Genomic DNA, 19,558 nt, shown 5'->3' with positions numbered 1-19,558 from the left:
AAACCATGGCTACGCCCGCAGAACCCACCCAGTTGCTGATCCAGTCGAACAAGGCCGATTCGATGCCGGTCAAAAGCCGTGATGGCGATAAGCTCGGCTATGTCTACGCCTTCATGGTCAACAAGCGCACCGGCCAGGCGATGTATGCCGTGCTGACGATCGGCGGCTTTCTCGGCATGGGCAAGGCCTATTACCCCCTGCCGTTCAGTCTGTTATCGTTCGATCCCGTCGGCGACGCCTATGTCGTCACGATCGACCGCCGCGTTCTCGAAGGCGGCCCGAGCTGGGCCAACAGCGCGCCCGTGTTCGACCAGGCCTATGCCGACCGCGTGGCGAGCTATTACGGCTCGGACAAGGAAGATCTGAGCGTCGACAGCGTCATCTCCGACGCTCCGCCGCCGTCGAGCTACTAAGCGGCAGCTGCGCGAAGCCCGGGCGGCCCGGGCTTCGCGCACACGTTAGACGGCCGCGCCGTTCCGCCGGCTGCTCTTGAACTTCTGGCTCTTGCCGTAGCGCGTCTTGCGCGTGCCCGGCTTGCCTTCGTTGCTGCGGCCCATCACCGGCAGCTTCTGCTGATCCACCGGCAGCCCAAGCTCCTCCTGCTCGAGATTGCGGATCTCGTCGCGCAGCCGCCCGGCGGTCTCGAACTCGAGGTCCGCCGCCGCCGCACGCATCTGCTTCTCCAGATCCTCGATATAGGCGCGCAGATTGTGGCCGACCATGTGCGGCCGGTCCTCGTCGATCTCGATCGTCACCTGATCGCGCTGCGACACATCCTTGATGATGTCGCCGATGTTGCGCTTGATCGTCGTCGGCGTGATGCCGTTCTCTTCATTGTACAGGCGCTGCTTCTCGCGCCGACGCTCCGTTTCGTTCATCGCCCGCTCCATCGAGCCGGTGATGCGATCGGCATAGAGGATCACGCGCCCATCGACGTTGCGCGCAGCGCGACCGATCGTCTGGATCAGCGACGTCTCGGAGCGCAGGAACCCTTCCTTGTCCGCATCGAGGATCGCGACCAGCCCGCATTCGGGGATATCGAGGCCCTCGCGCAGCAGGTTGATGCCGATCAGCACGTCATACACGCCCAGACGCAGATCGCGGATCAGCTCGATACGCTCCAGCGTCTCGACGTCGCTGTGCATGTAGCGGACCTTCAATCCCGCTTCGTGCATGAACTCTGTCAGATCCTCCGCCATGCGCTTGGTCAGCGTGGTGACGAGCGTGCGATAGCCTGCTTCAGCGGTCTTGCGCGCCTCGACGATCAGGTCCTGCACCTGCTCCTCGACCGGCTTGATCTCGATAGGGGGATCGATCAATCCGGTAGGACGGATCACCTGTTCGGCGAACACGCCGCCGGTCTGCTCCATCTCCCACGTGCCCGGCGTCGCCGAGACATAGGTCGTCTGTGGGCGCATCGCGTCCCATTCGTTGAAGCGCAGCGGTCGGTTGTCGATCGCCGATGGCAGGCGGAATCCGTATTCGGCGAGCGTCAGCTTGCGGCGGTGATCGCCGCGCGACATGCCGTTGATCTGGCCGATCGTCTGGTGACTCTCGTCGACGAACAAAAGCGCGTTCTCGGGCAGATATTCGAACAAAGTGGGCGGCGGTTCGCCGGGCATGCGACCCGTGAGAAAGCGCGAATAATTCTCGATCCCCGCGCAGCTGCCGGTCGCGGCAATCATCTCGAGATCGAAATTGGTGCGCTGCTCCAGCCGCTGCGCCTCGAGCAACTTGCCCTCCGGAACCAGCTCCTTGAGCCGCTCGGCGAGCTCGAACTTGATCGCCTCGGTCGCCTGTTTGAGCGTCGGCCCGGGCGTCACATAGTGCGAATTGGCGAACACGCGGACATAGTCCAGGCTCGCAACCTTCTTGCCGGTCAGCGGATCGAACTCGACGATCTCCTCGATATCGTCGCCGAAGAACGACACGCGCCACGCGGTATCCTCGTAATGCGACGGGAAGATTTCGAGATTGTCGCCCTTCACGCGGAAATTGCCACGCTGGAACGCGGCGTCGTTGCGCTTGTACTGCAGCGCGACGAGCTTGCGCACCACTTCGCGCTGGTCGACCACCTGGCCCTTCTTGAGGTCGAAGATCATCGCCGAATAGGTCTCGACCGAACCGATGCCGTACAGGCACGAGACCGACGCGACGATGATTACATCGTCTCGCTCGAGCAACGCGCGCGTCGCCGAATGGCGCATGCGATCGATCGACTCGTTGGTCGAGCTTTCCTTCTCGATATAGGTGTCGGACCGCGCGACATACGCCTCGGGCTGATAGTAATCGTAATAGCTGACGAAATACTCGACCGCGTTTTCGGGGAAGAAGCTCTTCATCTCGCCGTACAGCTGCGCGGCGAGGATCTTGTTCGGCGCGAGGATCAGCGCCGGCCGCTGCACCGCCTCGATCACCTTAGCCATGGTGAAGGTCTTGCCCGATCCGGTGACGCCGAGCAGAACTTGGTCGCGCTCGCCCGCCTCGGTCTGCGCGACGAGCTCGGCGATCGCCGTCGGTTGGTCGCCCGCCGCGGTATATTCGGAAACGAGCTTGAAGCGCTTGCCGCCCTCGACTTTGGCGGGGCGCGCCGGGCGATGCGGGATAAAGGCCTGGCCCGTCTCGGGCTCGTCCAAGTTGGTGCGGATCTGAATTGCCATGGCGCGAATATGGGGCGGAGGCTTGCTGGGGACAACATGTCCTGAGCCGCCTCCCCACTCATTGCCGCGGCGAAGTCCGGGGTCGCTGCCGGACGGGTGGATCGCACGCTTGCCGGCGGCCCCTCCCTTCCCGAGAGGGGAGCCAAAGACACGATGGCCCCTTCCCAAACTATCCCCGCCCCCACATAAAATATCTTGCAGAACCGCGCATCGGCGCGGCAGGGGAGCCGCCATGACAACGCTAACCCGCCCCCCCGTCACGATTCCCGATCACACCGCCTTCAGCACGGTCGACGTGCGCTGGGTTCGCCACTGGAACGAACATCTGTTCAGCTTCGCGGTCGATCGCCCGGCGAGCTTCCGCTTCCGCTCGGGCGAATTCGTCATGGTCGGCCTGCCCACCGAGACGGGCAAGCCGCTGATGCGCGCCTATTCGATCTCCAGCCCGGATTATGCCGAGGAGCTCGAATTTCTCTCGATCAAGGTCGAGGATGGCCCGCTGACCAGCCGCTTGCAGCTGATCCAGCCCGGCGACCAGATGTATCTCGCCCGCAAGCCGGTCGGCACGCTGGTTACCGATGCGCTGCTGCCGGGCAAACGCCTGTTCATGTTCTCCACCGGCACGGGCCTCGCCCCGTTCCTCAGCCTAATGCGCGATCCGCAGGTCTATGATCTGTTCGAGCAAGTGGTGGTAGTGCACAGCGTGCGCCGTGTCAGCGATCTCGCGTTCCACGACGAGATGGTCGCGCTGCTTGCCGACGACCCGCTCGTCTCGGAGCAGGCCGCAAAGCAGTTCCACTATATCCCCACCGTGACGCGCGAACCGTTCCATACCAGCGGGCGGATCGGCACGCTGATCGAGGACGGCACCTTGTTCTCGCATCCGCTGGGCGGCGCCAATCATCTCGATCCGGAAACCGATCGCGCGATGATGTGCGGCAGTTCGGCGATGATCCACGAACTCGGCGCACGGCTCGAAGCGCTCGGCTTCGTCGAAGGCTCGAACTCCAAGCCGGGCACCTATGTGATCGAACGCGCCTTCGTCGATTGATTGCCCGCGCGCCGACGCAACCTGAAACGGGTTGCGTCGGCGGCGCGAACCCGGGCACAGTCCCCTCGAAATAGGGGAGTCCTGAATATATGCGCATCACCATCGCCGCCACGGCGGCCGCCTTGCTGCTCGCTGGCTGCGGCCAGAGCAACTCCGCGCCGCCGAAGCGCCAGCCGGGCAGCTGGAGCCAGAAGATCGACATCGTCGAATTCGCCGGCCCCGGCGTCACCGCTGCGCAGAAAACGCAGATGCAGCAAATGATGAGCATGGTTTCCGCCATGTCGGTCTGCGTCACGCCCGAGGCCTCGGCGCAGGAAGACATCGAGAAGAAGCTTACCGACATGGGCGGCCAGGCGGGCAACTGCACCGTCAGCGATAAGAACATTTCGGGCGGAACGCTGGCCTTCACCGCCAATTGCAAGGACAAGGGCAAGGACGTCCGGATTTCCGCCAACGGCACCAACACGGCGACCGCGCAGGATATCAAGATGACGATCGAATCGGTCGGGGCGGCGTCGGATGGCGGCAAACTGGTGATGAACGTCTCGGCCAAGCGCAACGGCGAGTGCAAGCCGGGCGAATTCACCCCACCGGTCCAGTCCGCCACGCCTGCCAAGGCCGCGACATGATCGGCTATACCACGCTCGGCAGCAACGACATCGACAAGGCGCTGGTCTTCTATGACGGCCTGGTTGCGGTGATGGGCGGCAAGCGCCTGATGACCATGCCCGATGCGCGTGGCTTCACGCTGTATGGTGCGGGCCGCGACAAGCCGATGCTGGCGGTGACCAAGCCGTATGACGGCGGCACCGCCAATCCCGGCAACGGCACGATGGTCGCGCTGATGGCGGACAGCCGCGCGCAGGTCGATGCGCTGCACGCCAAGGCGCTGGAACTCGGCGGCAGCGACGAAGGCGCGCCGGGCCTGCGTGGCGGGCTGGGCAACCAGGCGTTCTACGGCGCCTATTTTCGCGATCTCGATGGCAACAAGTTCTGCGCCTATAAGACGGGCGAGGAATAGCCCCCCCACCGTCATTCCGGACTTGGTCCGGGATGACGGTGGAGTAAACGGCGTGCTCTCAAGGCGCCTCGCCCACGACGTTACCGGGCGGCGTATAGCGGCACACCAGATAGTCGTCCGATGCGTTGACCGCCAAAGCGCAACCGAAGCGCGTCGTCCGGCCCCAGATGATCTGCGTATAGTGCGACACGTCCTGCCATTTGCCGGTGGTGCTGAAATCGGGCGTCACGCCGCGACGATAGAAGCGCTTCTCGTCCACCCAATGCCCGGCCATCTCGGCATAGGAATAGGCGCCGCGCGTGCCGGTCCACAGATTCTCGCCTTCCGGCACGGCCCCGCGCACGCCAGTGGAATGCGCGAACCGGCGCGTCCGCGCGAGTTCCTGCGCATAGCGCAGCGCGTCCGCCGCCAGCGTCGCATCCCACGCCAGCGGCGGCGCGCCGACCGGGGCGCGCGCGCGATTGTGCGCCTCGATCATCGTCGCACGCAGCAGGGCATCGCCGCGCGGCGCACTGCCCGTAAAGGCCCGTTCCTCGACCACGCGCTGCGGCCCGTTCGAGCAGCCGGCGAGCAGCAGCAGCGGCCATGTCAGACGTCGCATCTTCCTTCTCCTCATCGAGGCGAGCATAGGGCCACGCCATGAACCCCGCCGAAACACCGCTGGCGCTCTACGTCCATTGGCCGTTCTGCGTCTCGAAATGCCCCTATTGCGACTTCAACAGTCATGTGCGCGACGGCGTCGACCAGCAAGCGTGGCGCACCGCCCTCCTCAACGATCTCGCGCACGAAGCAGCCGTCCTTCCCGGCCGCACGCTCGGATCGATCTTCTTCGGCGGCGGCACACCGTCGCTGATGCCGCCCGAGACGACGGCGGCAATCATCGACGCCGCGTCGAAAGCCTGGACCTTCACTGACGATATCGAGATCACGCTGGAGGCCAACCCCTCGTCCGTGGAAGCGGCGCGCTTCGCCGATATCGCCGCGGCGGGCGTCAACCGCGTGTCGCTCGGGCTGCAGGCGCTCGACGATGCCGCGCTGAAATTCCTCGGCCGTGCGCATGGCGTCGCCGAGGGTCTGGCCGCGCTCGACACCGCGCAGGCGGCGTTCGACCGGGTCAGCTTCGATCTGATCTATGCCCGCCCCGATCAGGCACTCGCCGACTGGGAAGCCGAGCTACGCCGCGCGCTTTCCTTCGGCACCGAGCATCTGTCGCTCTACCAGCTGACGATCGAACCCGGCACGCGCTTCGCCACCGAGGCCGCTGCCGGCCGCATCATCATCCCCGATGGCGATCGCGGCGCCGACCTGTTCGAGGCGACCCGCGCGATCACCGCCGCCGCCGGGCTGCCGGCCTACGAAATCTCCAACCATGCCCGGCTCGGTTCGGAGAGCCGGCACAATCTCGTCTATTGGCGCTATCAGGATTATGCCGGGATCGGCCCCGGCGCGCATGGGCGGCGCGGCGGTCTGGCAACGGTCCGGCGCAAGAAACCGGAAAATTTCCTGGCCGCGGTCGAGCGCAACCAGCACGGCATGGAGCTGGAAGACCCGCTGACCCCCGAAACACGCGCGACCGAGGCGCTGCTGATGGGCCTGCGGTTGCGCGAAGGCGTGGATCTGGCGCGGATCGCACGCCTGGGGGAAACGACGATACCCGAGCTGATCGATCTGCCTGCGCTGGAGAGGCTCGCCACCCAAGGCTTGGCCAGACGCGACGGGGATCGGTTGCTGGTGACTGAAGCAGGAACGCTCCTGCTGGATGCCATCCTGCCGATCGTCGTGAAGATCTCCACCCAACCGTCATCCTGACGAGAATCAGGATCCATTCCTCCCCTCGGACGATCGGGCCTGAGGCACGATGGATCCTGAATCGAGTTCAGGATGACGGCAATATGTAGGGGCGCGCCGCCCCCTATTTTACGAACCCGCTCGGCGCGGGCGACACCGTCACCGTCGTCCCGCCGCGGATCTCCTGCACTTCCAGCGCGCGCTCGGCGATATTGTCGCGGCCGAAGCGGAATGCTCCGTCGATCCCGCCGAACCCGCCGCGATCGCGCAGCCGGTCCTCGGGGAACGGCGTGTCCAAACGCCAGTCCCGCGCAATCCGCACCGCCAGCAGCACCGCGTCGTAACCGAGGCTCGACAGGCGGAACGGCGCCGTGCCGAAGCGTGCCCGATATTTCGCGGCATATTGGCGGTAGAGATTGTCCGGTACGCTGGCGAACCAGGCGCCGTTCAGCGCCGGCTTGGCGTTGACCGACGAATCCGAATTCCACAATTCGGTCCCCAGCACGCGCGCCGAACCGCCGCCGCTCTTGCGCAGCAACGGTACGGCCGCCGCGGCGTTGCTGCCGCCATCGGCGATCAGCACCGCCTGGTACGGCGAGTTGCGCGCCATGCGCGATACCGCTGCGGCGATCGATCCCGGCGCGCGATCATAGGTCTGCAGCGTCACCACCTGCCCGCCGGCATCTTCCACGCTGCGCAGGAACGAGGTCGAGGCACGCTCGCCGTACAGGCCGTTCGGCACCAGCCCGGCAAACGCCGTGACGCCCTGCGCGCGCGCATAATCGACCACGCGGTTGATCGACTGGCCCGGCACATAGCCCATCAGATAGGATCCGTTGCCCGCCGCGCTGGCATCGTTGGAGAAGCTCACCACCGGCACGCCGGCGCGCTTGGCGATCGGCGTCACTGCCTTGACGTCTTCCGCCAGCAACGGCCCGAGGATCAGCCGATTGCCCTCGGCGATCGCGCGCTGCGCCGCCCCCGCCGCGCCCAGCGCGGCCGTGTCGTAGGTGGTGATGCGGATGCGTTCGTTGCGCGTGTCGAGCAGCGCCAGCTGCGTGGCATTGTTCAGGCTTTGCCCGACACCGGCATTGGAACCGCTCATCGGCACCAGCAGCGCGATGCGATGCCGCGCGGTATCGACCGGGATGCCGGGGTTGAACTGTGGCTGCTGCGTGGGCTGCGGGCGCGTCACCGGCGGGCGCTTGATCGGCTGCGGACCGCGCGGCACGACCGATTGGCATGCGCCCAATGCGAGCGCCGCGGCGATGGCGACGAAGCGACAGAACGTGCTTCCTCGTTGCGGTATCGATGCGGCCTCTGCCATGACTATCCCCTATGAACTCAGAACTTATGCCCGGCCTCTATATCGTCGCCACCCCAATCGGCAATCTCGGCGATCTCTCGCCGCGTGCCGCGCAGGTCCTGGCCGGCGCCGCGATCATCGCGGTCGAGGACAGCCGCGTCACCGCCAAGCTGCTGCGCCATATCGGCATCAAACGCCCGATGACGCCGTATCACGATCACAATGCCGAGGGCGTCCGCCCCGGGCTGATCGCGCGGATGGGCACGGAAGCCGTCGCGCTGGTGTCGGACGCCGGCACGCCCTTGATCTCCGACCCCGGCTACAAACTGGTTCGCGACGCGCGCGCCGCGGGGCATAATGTCGTGACGGTCCCTGGCCCCTGCGCCGCCGTCGCCGCGCTGACGCTGGCCGGCCTGCCGACCGATCGCTTCCTCTATCTCGGCTTCCTGCCCCCCAAGGCGCAGGCGCGCGCCGCGGCGATCGCCGAGGTGGCGGCGGTCCGCGCGACTTTGGTGCTGTACGAATCGGGCCCGCGCCTCGCCGTGACCCTGGCGGCGCTGGCCGAGGGGCTGGGCGCGCGCGAGGCGGCCGTGACGCGCGAGATCACCAAGCGGTTCGAGGAAGCGGTGACGGGGACGCTCGGCGAGCTCGCCACCCGCTACGCCGACGCCCCGCCCAAGGGCGAAATCGTCGTCGTCATCGCGCCCCCCGGCGAGGCGGCACCGGCCAGCGCCGACGATACCGAGACGGCGCTCGAGGAGGCGCTGACCCGCCTGCCGATGGCCAAAGCGGTGAGCGAAGTGGCCAAGAAGCTCGGCGTTGACCGCAAGGCGCTCTACGCCCGCGCGCTGGAACTGAAGGGATGAGGGACCGCCGCGTCGCCGAAGCCTCGGGCCGGCGCGGCGAGCGGCTGGCGGGCTGGTGGCTGCGGCTGAAAGGCTGGCGCATCCTCGATCGCCGGGTCCGCACGCCCGCCGGCGAGGTCGATCTGGTCGCGCGCAAGGGCAATCTCGTCGCCTTTGTCGAGGTCAAGCTGCGCAAGACCGCCGCCGAGCTCGATTTCGCGATCGACGAACGCCGCCTGTCGCGCGTCGCTGCTGCCGCAGAAGTGCTGATGGCGCGCTATGCCGGCCCGGGTGACGACATCCGCGTCGACGTCATTCTCATCGCCCCAGGCGCCCGCCCGCGCCATATCGAGAATGCGTGGATCGGGTGACTTACGCCGCGGGCGTGCCTACATGCGGGCAAGCCCAAGGGAGAATGCTGTGAGCCTGACCGTCGCCGTCCAGATGGACCCCATCGAGTCGATCAATATCGCCGGTGATTCGACCTTCGCGCTGATGCTCTCCGCGCAGGATCGCGGCCACACGCTGTTCCATTATTCGGCCGAAGACCTCAATTATGCCGACGGCCGCGTGTGGGCTAAGGCGCACCCGGTCACCGTGCAGAACGTCGTCGGCGACCATTTCAGCTTCGGCGAGCCCCGCAACCTCGATCTCGGCGACGAGGCGGACGTGGTACTGATGCGCCAGGATCCGCCGTTCGATCTCGGCTATATCACCGCCACGCACCTGCTCGAGCGCATCGCGCACAAGACCCTGGTGGTCAACGATCCGGCCAGCGTGCGCAACGCGCCGGAAAAGGTCTTCGTGCTCGATTATCCGCAGTTCATGCCGCCGACGCTCGTCACGCGCAGCCTGGAAGAAGCGCGGCTGTTCCTGGCAAAGCACGGCGAGATCGTCGTCAAGCCGCTGCACGGCAATGGCGGCAAGGCGATCTTCAAGGTGGGGAATGACGGCGCCAACCTCTCCGCGCTGATCGAAGTGTTCAACATGACCTGGCGCGAGCCGCACATGATCCAGGCCTTCCTTCCCGACGTGGCGCAGGGCGACAAGCGCATCGTGCTGATCGACGGCGAGATTGCCGGCGCGATCAACCGCCTGCCCGGCGAAGGAGAGATCCGCTCCAATCTCGCGGTCGGCGGCTCGGCCGTGAAGACCGAGCTTACCGAGACGGAAATCGAGATTTGCCGCGTGCTCGGGCCGGAACTGAAGAAGCGCGGTTTGCTGTTCGTGGGGATCGACGTGATCGGCGGCAAGTGGCTGACCGAGATCAACGTCACCTCGCCGACCGGCATCGTCGCGATCGACCGTTTCAACGGCACCGACACTGGCGCGCTGATCTGGGCCGCGATCGAGGCGAAGGTGGCGCTGCGCTGATAACGCCGTTCCCCCGCGAAAAGCGGGGGCCCAGGGCACCAGGGATATGGTTGCCTGGCTCCGCCCCCCGATTTTGCGGGATAAGATAACCGAGGCCGCACGGCAGATCTCGGAACAAGACCGGCATGACGGGGGTAATGCCTCAGCAATGACCGAACTCATCATCAATCTGATCGCCTGGGGCGGCTATCTCGGGATCTTCCTGCTGATGGCGGCGGAGAACGTGTTTCCGCCTATTCCCTCCGAAGTGATCATGGGCCTGGGCGGCATCGCCGTCGCGCGCGGGCAGATGGAGCTCGTGCCGCTGATCCTGTGGGGCACCGCCGGCACCGTTGCGGGCAATTATTTCTGGTACGAGATCGGCCGCCGCATGGGCTATCAGCGGCTCAAGCCGTTCGTCGATCGGCATGGCCGCTGGCTGACGATGGACTGGGAAGAGGTCGAGAAACTCCACCGCTTCTTCCAGCGCCACGGGCAATGGGTGGTGTTCTTCATGCGCTTCATGCCCGCCGGTCGCACGATCATCTCGCTCCCGGCCGGCATGGCCCGCATGCCGCACTGGCGCTTCGCGCTGGCGACGGCGGCGGGCAGCGTGATCTGGAACTGCATCCTGGCCGGCGCGGGCTATTATCTCGGCAGCAATTTCCAGCAATTACATGCTTATATCGGGCCGGCGGCCGTGGCGCTGACGGTCGCGATCGTCGTGTATTACATTTACCGCGTCTTCACCTGGAAGCCGCGAGCGTCCTGAAACGATTGCTGGCCGAGAAAGGCCAGGCCTGACCAGCGGCACGTTCTCGCGAGGTCGCACGGTGGCAGTGGTGCAGAGCGAATGGTCCGCTTTGGCGTTTGCAGATCGAATAGCAGCCACGAGGCTGGGCCGTCTGATCCGGCAAGCCCCGCAGAAGTCCGTGCATCTAAAATCAGGCGCAAGTCCCTCGAACCGTTGACCGCGGCATCGCCTATGCGCTCATCCGGATCGTCGCTACACCCCTACCGGCGAGCAGCGGTATGTGGGGAGCGCGTGATGCGTCATTGGACTTTGTCGGCGGCGATCGGAGCCGCAATCATGAGCTCTAGCTCGGGCTCCGCGAGCCCGGTGCAGGGTGTGCTTTCAGGCATCTATGTTCTGGACCGGGCGAGGAGCGACAACGCCTTCCAAGCGATCGACCGCGCTACCGCCGATATTTCCAATGCCAAGCGCCCTCTGGATCGTATGAGGCTTCGTAAGTCCATGGCGGTAGATAGAATTAGGATTTCGATTGCAGAAACTCGAGTGGGGATCGCGTATGATGCCAAAGCACCTATTGTCGTTTGGATGGGCGAAGAGCCGATCAAGTGGAAGCTCATTGAAGAGCTTGTTTTCTATGTATCGGCAAAGGCTAATGGTGATGCTGTTTCTCTGACATTCCGTGGAGACGACAGCGAACGGACCTCAACGTATCGCAGCGTTGGTCAGGATTTGGTGGAAGATACCACCATCATCAGTCCAATGCTCTCCACACCGGTTGTTTATAAGCAGATATTTAATCGAACGAATTGATAGAATTGACGGAAAGGACATTTTGGCGAGAAGCCGTTAATCGGTGTTCCCCTCGTCAATGCGTCTGCAGGTCGGGATGATCTCTCCAATATTCGCCTTAAGGCGCGCTACGACCTTAATCGAACGGCAGTAAATGGCGATAGCTGCCATTCCGCCCATGGGTCACACCCATAGCGCCTTAAACGGGCGGCCTATCCGAACTAGGCCCGCGGGTGTGCGTTGCGGTACACGTCCATCAGATGCGCCGCGTCCACCGCCGTATAGATCTGCGTCGAACTGAGACTCGCATGGCCGAGCAATTCCTGTAGCGCGCGCAGATCGGCGCCGCGCCCGAGCAGGTGGGTCGCGAAGCTGTGCCGCAGCGCGTGCGGTGTCGTGCGATCGCCAAGCCCCAGCCGCACCCGCGCGGCCTGCACCGCGCGCCGGATCAGCGCCGCATCCAGCACGCCGCCCTTGGCACCGCGAAACAGCGGAGTGTCGCGCGCGATTGGCCACGGACACAAGGCGGCATAGTGCTCGATCCCCGCGCGCACCTGCGGCAATAGCGGCACGATCCGCGTTTTCTGGCGCTTCCCCGTCACGCTCAGCGTCGCGCCGAGCGGCAGGATCGCGCCGGTCAGCGCCAGTGCCTCGCCGATGCGCAGGCCGGCGCCGTACAACAGCATCAGCACCGCCCAGTCGCGTGCCGCGACCCACGGTTCGGCGGCGCTGTCCGCGACATCCTCGGCCAGCGCCACTGCCTCGTCGGGTGATATCGGCCGCGGCACGCCTTTCTTGACGCGCGGCCCGGTCAGCCGCGGTGTCGTCCCCGCCCCCACCGCGAAATCGAGAAACGCGCGAACGGCCGAGAGTTCGCGCGCGGCTGAGGCATTGCCCAGCCCGTCGGCGCGCCGCGCCGCGAGAAACGCGCGCAATTCGGCTGCAGTCAGCGCCGTCAGCCGCTCGCCAGTCACCGCAGCGCCCCAATGGCCGGACAGGAACTCAACCAGCCGGTGCGCCGTGGCCACATAGGCGCGCACGGTGTGCACCGAGCGCCGCCGGTTCTGCGCGAGATGCCCCTCCCAGGCCAGGATCGTCGGTTTCATGCGCGGATTCCTATCAGGCGCGGTCGCGCGGCGCGAGCCGCACCACACCGGTTCGACATGGTAAATCGATGCGTCATCGCAATGAAATAAAGGACTATGTTAATCTAGGGCAGGCTAACCTGCATCACATGAACGCACTCACGACTATATCGGGATCGTTCCCAACCGACGAGGATCGGCGGCTCAGTGCGCTGCACGCGCTCAACCTGCTCGACAGCGAGCCTGAAAAGGCCTTCGATGCGCTCGTTGCGATCGCCGCGCAGCGCTTCGACTGTCCGATCTCCTTGCTCTCGCTGATCGATCGCGATCGGCAATGGATCAAGGCCAAGAGCGGCATCGAGGTCGAACAGACTGATCGCGATATCGCCTTCTGTGATCATACGATCCGCAGCGACCAGCCCTTCATCATCAATGACACGAGCAAGGATCCGCGCTTCGCGGGCAATCCGTTCGTTACCGGCGATGCGCATGTCCGCTTCTATGCCGGCGCGCCGATCCATGTATCCGACGCGGACGGCCGCCACGCGATCGGCGCGCTGTGCATCATCGATGATAAGCCACGCTCGCTGAACGACGTCCAGATCACGGCCCTGACCCACCTTGCCTTGATCGCCGAGGCGTTGATCTCGGCGCGCGGCGCGGCGCAGGAAGCCTTGTCGATCGCCGAAAGCGCGCAGGAGCAATCCCGCCTGCTGCGGCGGCAGGAGCGCGTCTTCGGCCAAGCCGAACGCCTGTCCAAAATCGGCTCCTGGCGGCTCGACCTGCGCAATGACGAGATCGTGTGGTCGGACGGCATGTATCGCATCCACGAGATCGCGCCGGAGCATAAGCCCGATCTGGCCACCGCGCTCGATTTCTATCCGCCGCGCGACCGCGCCATGGTCAGCACGGCGCTGGACCGCACGATCGAGACCGGCGAGATGTTCAATGTCGAGGTCGATTTCGTCACCGCGCGGGGCCGGCGCCGGCGCATGCGCAGCTCCGGCGAGCTCGAAATCGAGAAAGGCAAGGCGGTCGCGCTAGTCGGCGTGTTCCAGGACATCACCGATACGCATCATATCGAGCGCAAGCTGCGCGAATCCGCCAGCACCGACGAAGTGACGCAGATCGCCAACCGAGCCGAATTCAACCGCGTGCTGGAGGCGGAACTGCAGGCCGCGCGCGCCGGCGCCGGTCTTGTCTTGGTGTTGATCGATCTCGACGATTTCAAGACCACCAACGACACGTTCGGGCATCTCGCCGGCGATGACGTACTTCGTGCGGTCGGCCAGCGGCTGCGCGCGCCCTACCTCAAGGACAGCTTCGCGGCCCGCCTCGGCGGCGACGAATTCGCCTTGTTGCTGAGCGATCCCGATCTCGTCGCCACCGCGCCGGCAGTCATCGAACGGCTGCTCGAACACCTCAAGAGCCCCGTGCAGACCGCCACTGCGCTGCTGCAGATGTCCGGCACGATCGGCTCGGCCAGCCCCGGCCCCGGCATCGATACGATCCGCGAACTAATGCACGCCGCCGATGTCGCGCTGTATACGGCCAAGCGCACCCGGCGCGGCACCGCCCACGCCTTCACCCCGCCCCGGCCCGTGACGGACTGACCCGCCGCGGATCGGGCGCGGTACGCTATCTGCGTACCAGCATCACGCGCGTGGTCGGTTCCGGCATTGCCGCCAGCTGCAGCGCATAACTGCCGCGTACGAGCCGGTAATCGACGATCTTGCGCAGGCCGGTGCAGAGCGGGCCGTGGCCGTGCGCGATCGGTGCCAGCGCGCGCCGCCCGCGCACCACGTCGACCCAGGCGCCGTTGCTCAGCCCGATCTGGTACACGCCGGCACGAGCGATCGAGAAACGCAGCACCGCGCCCGGCCCCGGCTTGGCCGGCCGCACCGCCCATGGCGTGCGCGCCGCCGGCCGCGCGCGCGCGATCACCGGCACGGTCGGTTGCAGCACGGTCCCCGGCATCATGTTCCAGCCGCGAAACGCGGGCGGCAGGTCGCCTGCGCGCACGCACACCGGCTCGGGTGTCTCAATCCCATGGGCGCCATGCGCCATCGGCATTGCCGACTGGGCCAGGATCAACGCGGTCAGCAACATCGGCACGGGCATCTCCTGGAAAGCGTCCCTTCCCTCTAGCGCCGCCCGAAGCCATATGCACCCACATGTCCTCCCGCGCCCGTGTCCTCGTCCTCAATTCCGCGCTCGGGCCGCTGGATTACCGCGTGCCGCACGGCATGAGCGTCCAGCCGGGCTCGATCGTCATCGCGCCGCTGGGGCCCCGGCAATTGCTCGGCGTGGTGTGGGAGCCCGAGCGCATGCCGTCCGACGCCGAGGTCGGCGACAATCGGCTGCGCAATCTGGTCGGCGTGGTCGACGTGCCGCCGCTCGGCGAACCGCTCCGCCGCCTCATCGAATGGACGGCGGATTATTATCTCGCGCCTGCCGCCGCGGTGGTGCGCATGGCGATGCCGTCCTCCTCCGCACTCGAGGGCGTCAAGACGATTACCGAATATCGCGCCACCGGCGAGGTGCCCGATCGTCTGACCCCACAGCGTGAGCAGGCGCTGGAGCGGATCGGCGACCGCCAGGGGCTGATCCGCGAACTGGCGACGGTCGCCGACGTGTCCGACGCGGTGATCCGCGGTCTGGTCAAGGTCGGCGCGCTGGAGGCGCTGCAGGTCGATATCGACAGCCCCTATCCGCTACCCGATCCGGATCATCACCAGCCCGCGCTGTCGCCCGACCAGCGCGCCGCCTCGGCCACGCTCGTTGCCAATGTCGCGGCCCACGAATTCCACCCCACGCTGCTCGATGGGGTTACCGGATCGGGCAAGACCGAAGTCTATTTCGAGGCGATCGCCGAGGCGATCCGCGAAGGCCGGCAGACGCTGGTGCTGCTGCCCGAAATCGCGCTGACCGAGCCGTTCCTCAAGCGCTTCACGGCGCGCTTCGGCTGCGAGCCGATCGCCTGGCATTCGGGTCTGCGCAGCTCGCAACGCCGCCGCGCCTGGCGCGCCATCGCCACCGGCCAGGCGCTGGTCACGGTCGGCGCGCGCTCCGCCTTGTTCCTGCCTTACGCCAACCTCGGTCTGATCGTCGTCGACGAAGCGCATGAGACCAGCTTCAAGCAGGAGGAAGGCGTCCACTATCACGCGCGCGACGTCGCCGTGATGCGCGGTAAGTTCGAGGGCTGCCCGGTCATTCTGGCGTCCGCCACGCCGGCGATCGAGACGCGCCAGCAGGTGGCGCTGGGCCGTTACGCCGAGCTCAAGCTGCCCGGCCGCTGGGGCGCCGCCGAAATGCCCGCGATCGAACCGATCGACCTCATCCAGTCGCCGCCGGATCGCGGCCGGTGGATCGCGCCGCCGCTGGTCAAGGCGATGGAAGAAACGCTCGCCCGCCGCGAGCAGGTGCTGCTGTTCCTCAACCGCCGCGGCTATGCGCCGCTCACCTTGTGCCGCACCTGCGGCCATCGCTTCCAATGCCCCAACTGTACCGCCTGGATGGTCGAGCACCGGCTGATCCAGCGCATCACGTGCCACCATTGCGGGCATCTCGAACCCACCCCGCGCGCCTGCCCCGAATGCGGCAACGAGGACACCTTGGTCGCGGTCGGCCCCGGCGTGGAGCGGATTGCAGATGAGGTGAAGGCGCTATTCCCCGAAGCGAAAACGGCGGTGGTCACGTCGGACACGATCTGGTCACCAGCCAAGGCGGCGGAGTTCGTCGCGCGGATGGAAGCGCACGATATCGACATCGTCGTCGGCACGCAGCTCGTGACCAAAGGCTATCACTTCCCCAACCTCACCCTGGTCGGCGTGATCGACGCCGATCTTGGGCTCAATGGCGGTGATCTGCGCGCGAGCGAGCGCACCTTCCAGCAGATCATGCAAGTCGCCGGCCGCGCCGGCCGCGGTGCCAAGCCCGGTCACGTTTATATCCAGACCCACAGCCCGGACACGCCGGTGATGCGCGCGCTGATCACCGGCGATGCAGAAGCCTTCTACGCCGCCGAAACCGACTCCCGCCGCGAGGCCGGCGCGCCGCCCTTCGGGCGCTTCGCCGGCATCGTCGTGTCGAGCGAGGATAAGGCCGCCGCGCAAGAGATCGCTACATTGATCGGACGTACCGCACCGCAGGTCGACGGCATGGAAACCTACGGCCCCGCCCCCGCCCCGCTCGCCATGCTGCGCGGCCGTCACCGCTTCCGCCTACTGGTCCACGCGCGCCGCGCGCTCGACGTGCAGGATGTGATCCGCACTTGGCTCGGTGCGCTCGACTGGTCGAGCAAGGTACGCGTCACGGTGGATATAGACCCATACAGCTTTGTTTGAGCCCGGCCGTCCTTGATGCGCACGGCGTTTGCTGAGAGAGTCGCTGCCATGACCCTCACGCGCTTGCTCCTGTTGCTCACTTGCCTGCTCGGCATCGCCGCGCCAGCTCACGCCGACGATATTTCGGCCGCCGCGCGCGGCGTGGTCCGGGTAGTGACGATCGCCGTCGTCGATAACGAGGTTGTCGGGTTCGGCCATGGCAGCGGCTTCGCTGTCGCGCCCAACCGCATCGTCACCAACGCGCATGTCGTCGAGCTCGCCGCACGCTATCCCGATAACGTCGTGGTCGGCGTGGTGCCTTCGGAAGGCGACAAATCCTATCAGGGCAAGGTGATCGCGATCGATACGGCGCGCGATCTGGCGTTGATCGAGTTTCAGGGCCTGCGCCTGCCGACATTGGCACTGTACACCGGCCCGGTCGATGAAGGCGGCTCGGTGACGGCGCTGGGCTATCCCGGCAACGTCGATCTCGCCACCGCGCGCAGTTCCGCCGACTATATCCGCCCGCTCTCCCCGATCCGCTCGGAAGGCGTGTTTTCCGGCGCGCGCGTGATGTCCGACGTGCAGGTGCTGTTGCACACCGCCGGCATTGCGCGCGGCAATTCCGGCGGCCCGCTGCTCGATCCGTGCGGCCGTGTGATCGGCGTCAATTCGGCGCTGACCCGCGGCGAGGACGGCGATACCAGCTTCGGTTTCGCCATCGCCGATGTCGAACTGATCCGCTTCCTCAACGCTGCAAAGCAGCCGTTTGCCGGGGTCGGCACGCCGTGCACCAGCCTAGCCGAACAATTGCGCCAGGATAGCGATGCCGATGCGCTCGCCGCGGCCGATGCCACGCGCGCCAAGAACGACGCCGCGACCAAGGCCGCCGAAGCGCGCGCCGCCGCTTTGGTGAAAGCGCGCGACGACGCACAGCGCACGCGCGAGAATATCATCGCGCTCGCCGCCGTCCTGCTCGCGGCCGGGGTGCTTGCGATCGGCGCCGCCGGCTTCCTGGAACTCCGCGGGAAGCGCCAGCCGGCGATCTGGGTGGCCGCCGGCGCCGCACTGGCCTTCGTCGCTGCGCTCGCCGTGTTCGTCACGCGTCCCAGCGGCGAGCCGATCCTGCCCCCCGCCGCGCCGGCGATCGCGCCCACGGTCAACAGCGATGCCGCGCTCGGCAAGTTGGTGTGCACCGTCGTCCCGGCGCGCAGTCGCGTCACCGTCTCGTCGCTCGACGACGTCGCGCTCGATTGGCAGCAGGGCGGCTGCATGAACGGTCGTACGCAATATGCGGAAAATGGCAGCAAATGGGATCGCATCCTGGTGCCGTCGGAGGACCAGACCGTCTCGGTGCTGCAATTCGATCCCGCGACGAAGCGCTACACCAACACGCGCTACCTGCTCGGCGCCGCGCAGATGGACGCGGCGCGGAAGATTCGCAGCCAGGTGAGCGTCAAGGCCTGCTCGCCGGACATCGCGGCCCGCGCCAATCTCTCGACGCAGCAGGCGGCGATCCGCGCCACGCTGCCGCCGCTGCCGAACGAGCGGATCGTCTATTCGTGCAAGCCGGCGCCCTGACGGCGCCGCACCCATAGCGGCGCGACGAACCGGCCGCGGCGATGCGCGACGATCAAAAGCACGATGCCGAACGCGGTGCACACGACGATCGCCGGCAATGAGGCCTCCGCCCCGAACGCCCCGCCGGTCAGCAGATCCGGTCCGGAGATCCGGGCACGTGGCAGGCCGCCCATGTCGAACCCCGACACCGCCACGCCGTAGATCCCGCCCTGCGTGAAGTTCCACGCGGCGTGCAGCCCGATCGCCGCCCATAACCGCCGCGTCAGCATGTACAGCGCCGCCAGCATCACGCCCGCCTCCAGCGCAATTGCCAGGCCGGCGAACCAGGTCGCATTCGCATTGCCGAGATGCAACGCGCCGAACAGCGCTGCCGACAGGATCAGCGCGATCCAGCTGCCCGCCAGCCGCTCGATCAGCCGAAAGAACAGGCCGCGCAGCACGATTTCCTCGGTCACGCCGGAGGTGATCGCGATGGCGATCGCCGGATAGAGCGCCGTCGCCGGATTGCTGCCGATAACGCGGTACCCGCCCAGGGCGGCGATGATGCCGATAACGATCGAAAACAGGATCAGTCCTGCCAGCAGCCCGCCACCAAGCTCCCGCGACCAGCCCTTCGCGCCGAACTCGTCCACCGGCCGACGCTCGATCCAGCGCACGAACAGGCTGTATGCCGCGATGAAAATGGCCGCGACGATGAGCGAGAAGAGGATCGCCAGCGGCCCGGTCCGCTCGACCGGAAAGAACGGGCGGATCAGGCTGGCAAGAGCGCCCGCCGCGGCGATCGTCACGATGCCGAGCGCCAGCAGCACGAGCGGAAAATGGATGATGCGCCAGACGAGGCTGTTCGGCGGCGTGGTCGGTTCGGACGGTAGCATCGGGATCCCCTTTGACGCGGGGTCTTAGCTGCATTGCCGATAAAGAGAACCGGCCACAGTCTATAGCTTATTCCTTCCTCGGCGGACGCCGGGCCAATCGCGACACGATTTACCGGGGAAGCGCA

Annotated in this window: 19 protein-coding genes; 13 read left to right on the top strand and 6 right to left on the bottom strand. The window is 66.2% G+C overall.

Annotated elements, in window-relative coordinates; translation table 11 throughout:
- Positions 1-5 precede the first annotated feature (5 nt).
- Positions 6-413 (top strand): PRC-barrel domain-containing protein, encoded by a 408-nt coding sequence (locus NV401_RS02515; RefSeq protein ID WP_261292793.1) that lies wholly within the window; start codon positions 6-8, stop codon positions 411-413.
- Between the two features lie 45 nt (positions 414-458).
- On the opposite strand, the gene uvrB is transcribed toward NV401_RS02515, so the two are convergent.
- Entirely contained in the window at positions 459-2,660 is a 2,202-nt protein-coding gene (gene uvrB, locus NV401_RS02510) for an excinuclease ABC subunit UvrB (protein WP_261292792.1), read from the bottom strand.
- 232 nt (positions 2,661-2,892) lie between these two features.
- Here uvrB and NV401_RS02505 point away from each other — a divergent pair, with 232 nt between their 5' ends.
- From NV401_RS02505 to NV401_RS02495, 3 genes are all read left to right on the top strand, one after another.
- Positions 2,893-3,711 carry a ferredoxin--NADP reductase gene (locus tag NV401_RS02505; protein ID WP_261292791.1) on the top strand — a complete coding sequence of 273 codons (819 nt, stop codon included), beginning with the start codon at positions 2,893-2,895 and terminating at the stop codon, positions 3,709-3,711.
- An 89-nt stretch (positions 3,712-3,800) separates the two neighbouring features.
- A complete protein-coding gene (locus NV401_RS02500; RefSeq protein ID WP_261292790.1) occupies positions 3,801-4,340 on the top strand; it encodes a DUF3617 domain-containing protein in 540 nt (179 codons plus the stop codon).
- Positions 4,337-4,732: a VOC family protein gene (locus NV401_RS02495; protein WP_261292789.1), complete on the top strand. Its 396-nt coding sequence runs from the start codon at positions 4,337-4,339 to the stop codon at positions 4,730-4,732. Before NV401_RS02500 ends, NV401_RS02495 begins: the two co-directional genes overlap by 4 nt.
- A gap of 58 nt (positions 4,733-4,790) precedes the next feature.
- On the opposite strand, the gene NV401_RS02490 is transcribed toward NV401_RS02495, so the two are convergent.
- The gene (locus NV401_RS02490; protein ID WP_261292788.1) at positions 4,791-5,333 is read right to left on the bottom strand and encodes a CAP domain-containing protein; all 543 of its coding nucleotides are present in this window, start codon (positions 5,331-5,333) and stop codon (positions 4,791-4,793) included.
- A 38-nt stretch (positions 5,334-5,371) separates the two neighbouring features.
- Between NV401_RS02490 and hemW the strand changes: the two genes are divergently transcribed.
- On the top strand, positions 5,372-6,541 hold the full coding sequence (gene hemW, locus NV401_RS02485; protein ID WP_261292787.1) for a radical SAM family heme chaperone HemW: 1,170 nt from the start codon (positions 5,372-5,374) through the stop codon (positions 6,539-6,541).
- A gap of 103 nt (positions 6,542-6,644) precedes the next feature.
- Here the strand turns inward: hemW and NV401_RS02480 are convergent, their stop codons facing one another.
- Positions 6,645-7,847, bottom strand: a complete 1,203-nt coding sequence (locus NV401_RS02480) for a penicillin-binding protein activator (RefSeq protein WP_261292786.1) — start codon at positions 7,845-7,847, stop codon at positions 6,645-6,647.
- A gap of 11 nt (positions 7,848-7,858) precedes the next feature.
- Here NV401_RS02480 and rsmI point away from each other — a divergent pair, with 11 nt between their 5' ends.
- From rsmI to NV401_RS02455, 5 genes are all read left to right on the top strand, one after another.
- Positions 7,859-8,692, top strand: a complete 834-nt coding sequence (rsmI, locus tag NV401_RS02475) for a 16S rRNA (cytidine(1402)-2'-O)-methyltransferase (RefSeq protein ID WP_261292785.1) — start codon at positions 7,859-7,861, stop codon at positions 8,690-8,692.
- Positions 8,689-9,042 (top strand): YraN family protein, encoded by a 354-nt coding sequence (locus NV401_RS02470; protein WP_261292784.1) that lies wholly within the window; start codon positions 8,689-8,691, stop codon positions 9,040-9,042. Before rsmI ends, NV401_RS02470 begins: the two co-directional genes overlap by 4 nt.
- Before the next feature lie 49 nt (positions 9,043-9,091).
- Entirely contained in the window at positions 9,092-10,045 is a 954-nt protein-coding gene (gene gshB / locus NV401_RS02465) for a glutathione synthase (RefSeq protein WP_261292783.1), read from the top strand.
- A 148-nt stretch (positions 10,046-10,193) separates the two neighbouring features.
- A complete protein-coding gene (locus NV401_RS02460) occupies positions 10,194-10,796 on the top strand; it encodes a DedA family protein (protein ID WP_261292782.1) in 603 nt (200 codons plus the stop codon).
- 276 nt (positions 10,797-11,072) lie between these two features.
- Complete coding sequence (locus tag NV401_RS02455) at positions 11,073-11,588, top strand: hypothetical protein (RefSeq protein WP_261292781.1); 516 nt, start codon at positions 11,073-11,075, stop codon at positions 11,586-11,588.
- Positions 11,589-11,788: 200 nt separating this feature from the next.
- Here NV401_RS02455 and NV401_RS02450 read toward each other — a convergent pair whose 3' ends face one another.
- The gene (locus NV401_RS02450; protein WP_261292780.1) at positions 11,789-12,673 is read right to left on the bottom strand and encodes a tyrosine recombinase XerC; all 885 of its coding nucleotides are present in this window, start codon (positions 12,671-12,673) and stop codon (positions 11,789-11,791) included.
- Positions 12,674-12,801: 128 nt separating this feature from the next.
- Here NV401_RS02450 and NV401_RS02445 point away from each other — a divergent pair, with 128 nt between their 5' ends.
- Positions 12,802-14,265 carry a sensor domain-containing diguanylate cyclase gene (locus NV401_RS02445; protein ID WP_261292779.1) on the top strand — a complete coding sequence of 488 codons (1,464 nt, stop codon included), beginning with the start codon at positions 12,802-12,804 and terminating at the stop codon, positions 14,263-14,265.
- Between the two features lie 25 nt (positions 14,266-14,290).
- Here NV401_RS02445 and NV401_RS02440 read toward each other — a convergent pair whose 3' ends face one another.
- The gene (locus tag NV401_RS02440; RefSeq protein WP_261292778.1) at positions 14,291-14,767 is read right to left on the bottom strand and encodes a hypothetical protein; all 477 of its coding nucleotides are present in this window, start codon (positions 14,765-14,767) and stop codon (positions 14,291-14,293) included.
- A 59-nt stretch (positions 14,768-14,826) separates the two neighbouring features.
- Between NV401_RS02440 and NV401_RS02435 the strand changes: the two genes are divergently transcribed.
- Positions 14,827-16,998, top strand: coding sequence for a primosomal protein N' (locus NV401_RS02435; RefSeq protein WP_261292777.1), 2,172 nt, complete (start codon positions 14,827-14,829; stop codon positions 16,996-16,998).
- A gap of 48 nt (positions 16,999-17,046) precedes the next feature.
- Positions 17,047-18,558 (top strand): trypsin-like peptidase domain-containing protein, encoded by a 1,512-nt coding sequence (locus tag NV401_RS02430; protein ID WP_261292776.1) that lies wholly within the window; start codon positions 17,047-17,049, stop codon positions 18,556-18,558.
- Here NV401_RS02430 and NV401_RS02425 read toward each other — a convergent pair.
- Positions 18,534-19,433 (bottom strand): CPBP family intramembrane glutamic endopeptidase, encoded by a 900-nt coding sequence (locus NV401_RS02425; RefSeq protein WP_261292775.1) that lies wholly within the window; start codon positions 19,431-19,433, stop codon positions 18,534-18,536. The two genes, NV401_RS02430 and NV401_RS02425, sit on opposite strands and share 25 nt — an antisense overlap.
- Between the last annotated feature and the right edge of the window lie 125 nt (positions 19,434-19,558).

The organism is Sphingomonas hylomeconis, from assembly GCF_025370105.1.
Taxonomy (GTDB): domain Bacteria; phylum Pseudomonadota; class Alphaproteobacteria; order Sphingomonadales; family Sphingomonadaceae; genus Sphingomonas; species Sphingomonas hylomeconis.
The sequence above is the reverse complement of the archived record's forward strand: the minus strand, read 5'-3'. Positions and strand labels throughout refer to the sequence as shown.

Excerpts from the sequence above, each read along its gene's own strand:
- NV401_RS02515 (WP_261292793.1), top strand. The coding sequence starts at position 6 with ATGGCTACGCCCGCAGAACCCACCCAGTTGCTGATCCAGTCGAACAAG.
- uvrB (WP_261292792.1), bottom strand. The coding sequence starts at position 2,660 with ATGGCAATTCAGATCCGCACCAACTTGGACGAGCCCGAGACGGGCCAG.
- NV401_RS02505 (WP_261292791.1), top strand. The coding sequence starts at position 2,893 with ATGACAACGCTAACCCGCCCCCCCGTCACGATTCCCGATCACACCGCC.
- NV401_RS02500 (WP_261292790.1), top strand. The coding sequence starts at position 3,801 with ATGCGCATCACCATCGCCGCCACGGCGGCCGCCTTGCTGCTCGCTGGC.
- NV401_RS02495 (WP_261292789.1), top strand. The coding sequence starts at position 4,337 with ATGATCGGCTATACCACGCTCGGCAGCAACGACATCGACAAGGCGCTG.
- NV401_RS02490 (WP_261292788.1), bottom strand. The coding sequence starts at position 5,333 with ATGCGACGTCTGACATGGCCGCTGCTGCTGCTCGCCGGCTGCTCGAAC.
- hemW (WP_261292787.1), top strand. The coding sequence starts at position 5,372 with ATGAACCCCGCCGAAACACCGCTGGCGCTCTACGTCCATTGGCCGTTC.
- NV401_RS02480 (WP_261292786.1), bottom strand. The coding sequence starts at position 7,847 with ATGGCAGAGGCCGCATCGATACCGCAACGAGGAAGCACGTTCTGTCGC.
- rsmI (WP_261292785.1), top strand. The coding sequence starts at position 7,859 with ATGAACTCAGAACTTATGCCCGGCCTCTATATCGTCGCCACCCCAATC.
- NV401_RS02470 (WP_261292784.1), top strand. The coding sequence starts at position 8,689 with ATGAGGGACCGCCGCGTCGCCGAAGCCTCGGGCCGGCGCGGCGAGCGG.
- NV401_RS02460 (WP_261292782.1), top strand. The coding sequence starts at position 10,194 with ATGACCGAACTCATCATCAATCTGATCGCCTGGGGCGGCTATCTCGGG.
- NV401_RS02455 (WP_261292781.1), top strand. The coding sequence starts at position 11,073 with ATGCGTCATTGGACTTTGTCGGCGGCGATCGGAGCCGCAATCATGAGC.
- NV401_RS02450 (WP_261292780.1), bottom strand. The coding sequence starts at position 12,673 with ATGAAACCGACGATCCTGGCCTGGGAGGGGCATCTCGCGCAGAACCGG.
- NV401_RS02445 (WP_261292779.1), top strand. The coding sequence starts at position 12,802 with ATGAACGCACTCACGACTATATCGGGATCGTTCCCAACCGACGAGGAT.
- NV401_RS02435 (WP_261292777.1), top strand. The coding sequence starts at position 14,827 with ATGTCCTCCCGCGCCCGTGTCCTCGTCCTCAATTCCGCGCTCGGGCCG.
- NV401_RS02430 (WP_261292776.1), top strand. The coding sequence starts at position 17,047 with ATGACCCTCACGCGCTTGCTCCTGTTGCTCACTTGCCTGCTCGGCATC.
- NV401_RS02425 (WP_261292775.1), bottom strand. The coding sequence starts at position 19,433 with ATGCTACCGTCCGAACCGACCACGCCGCCGAACAGCCTCGTCTGGCGC.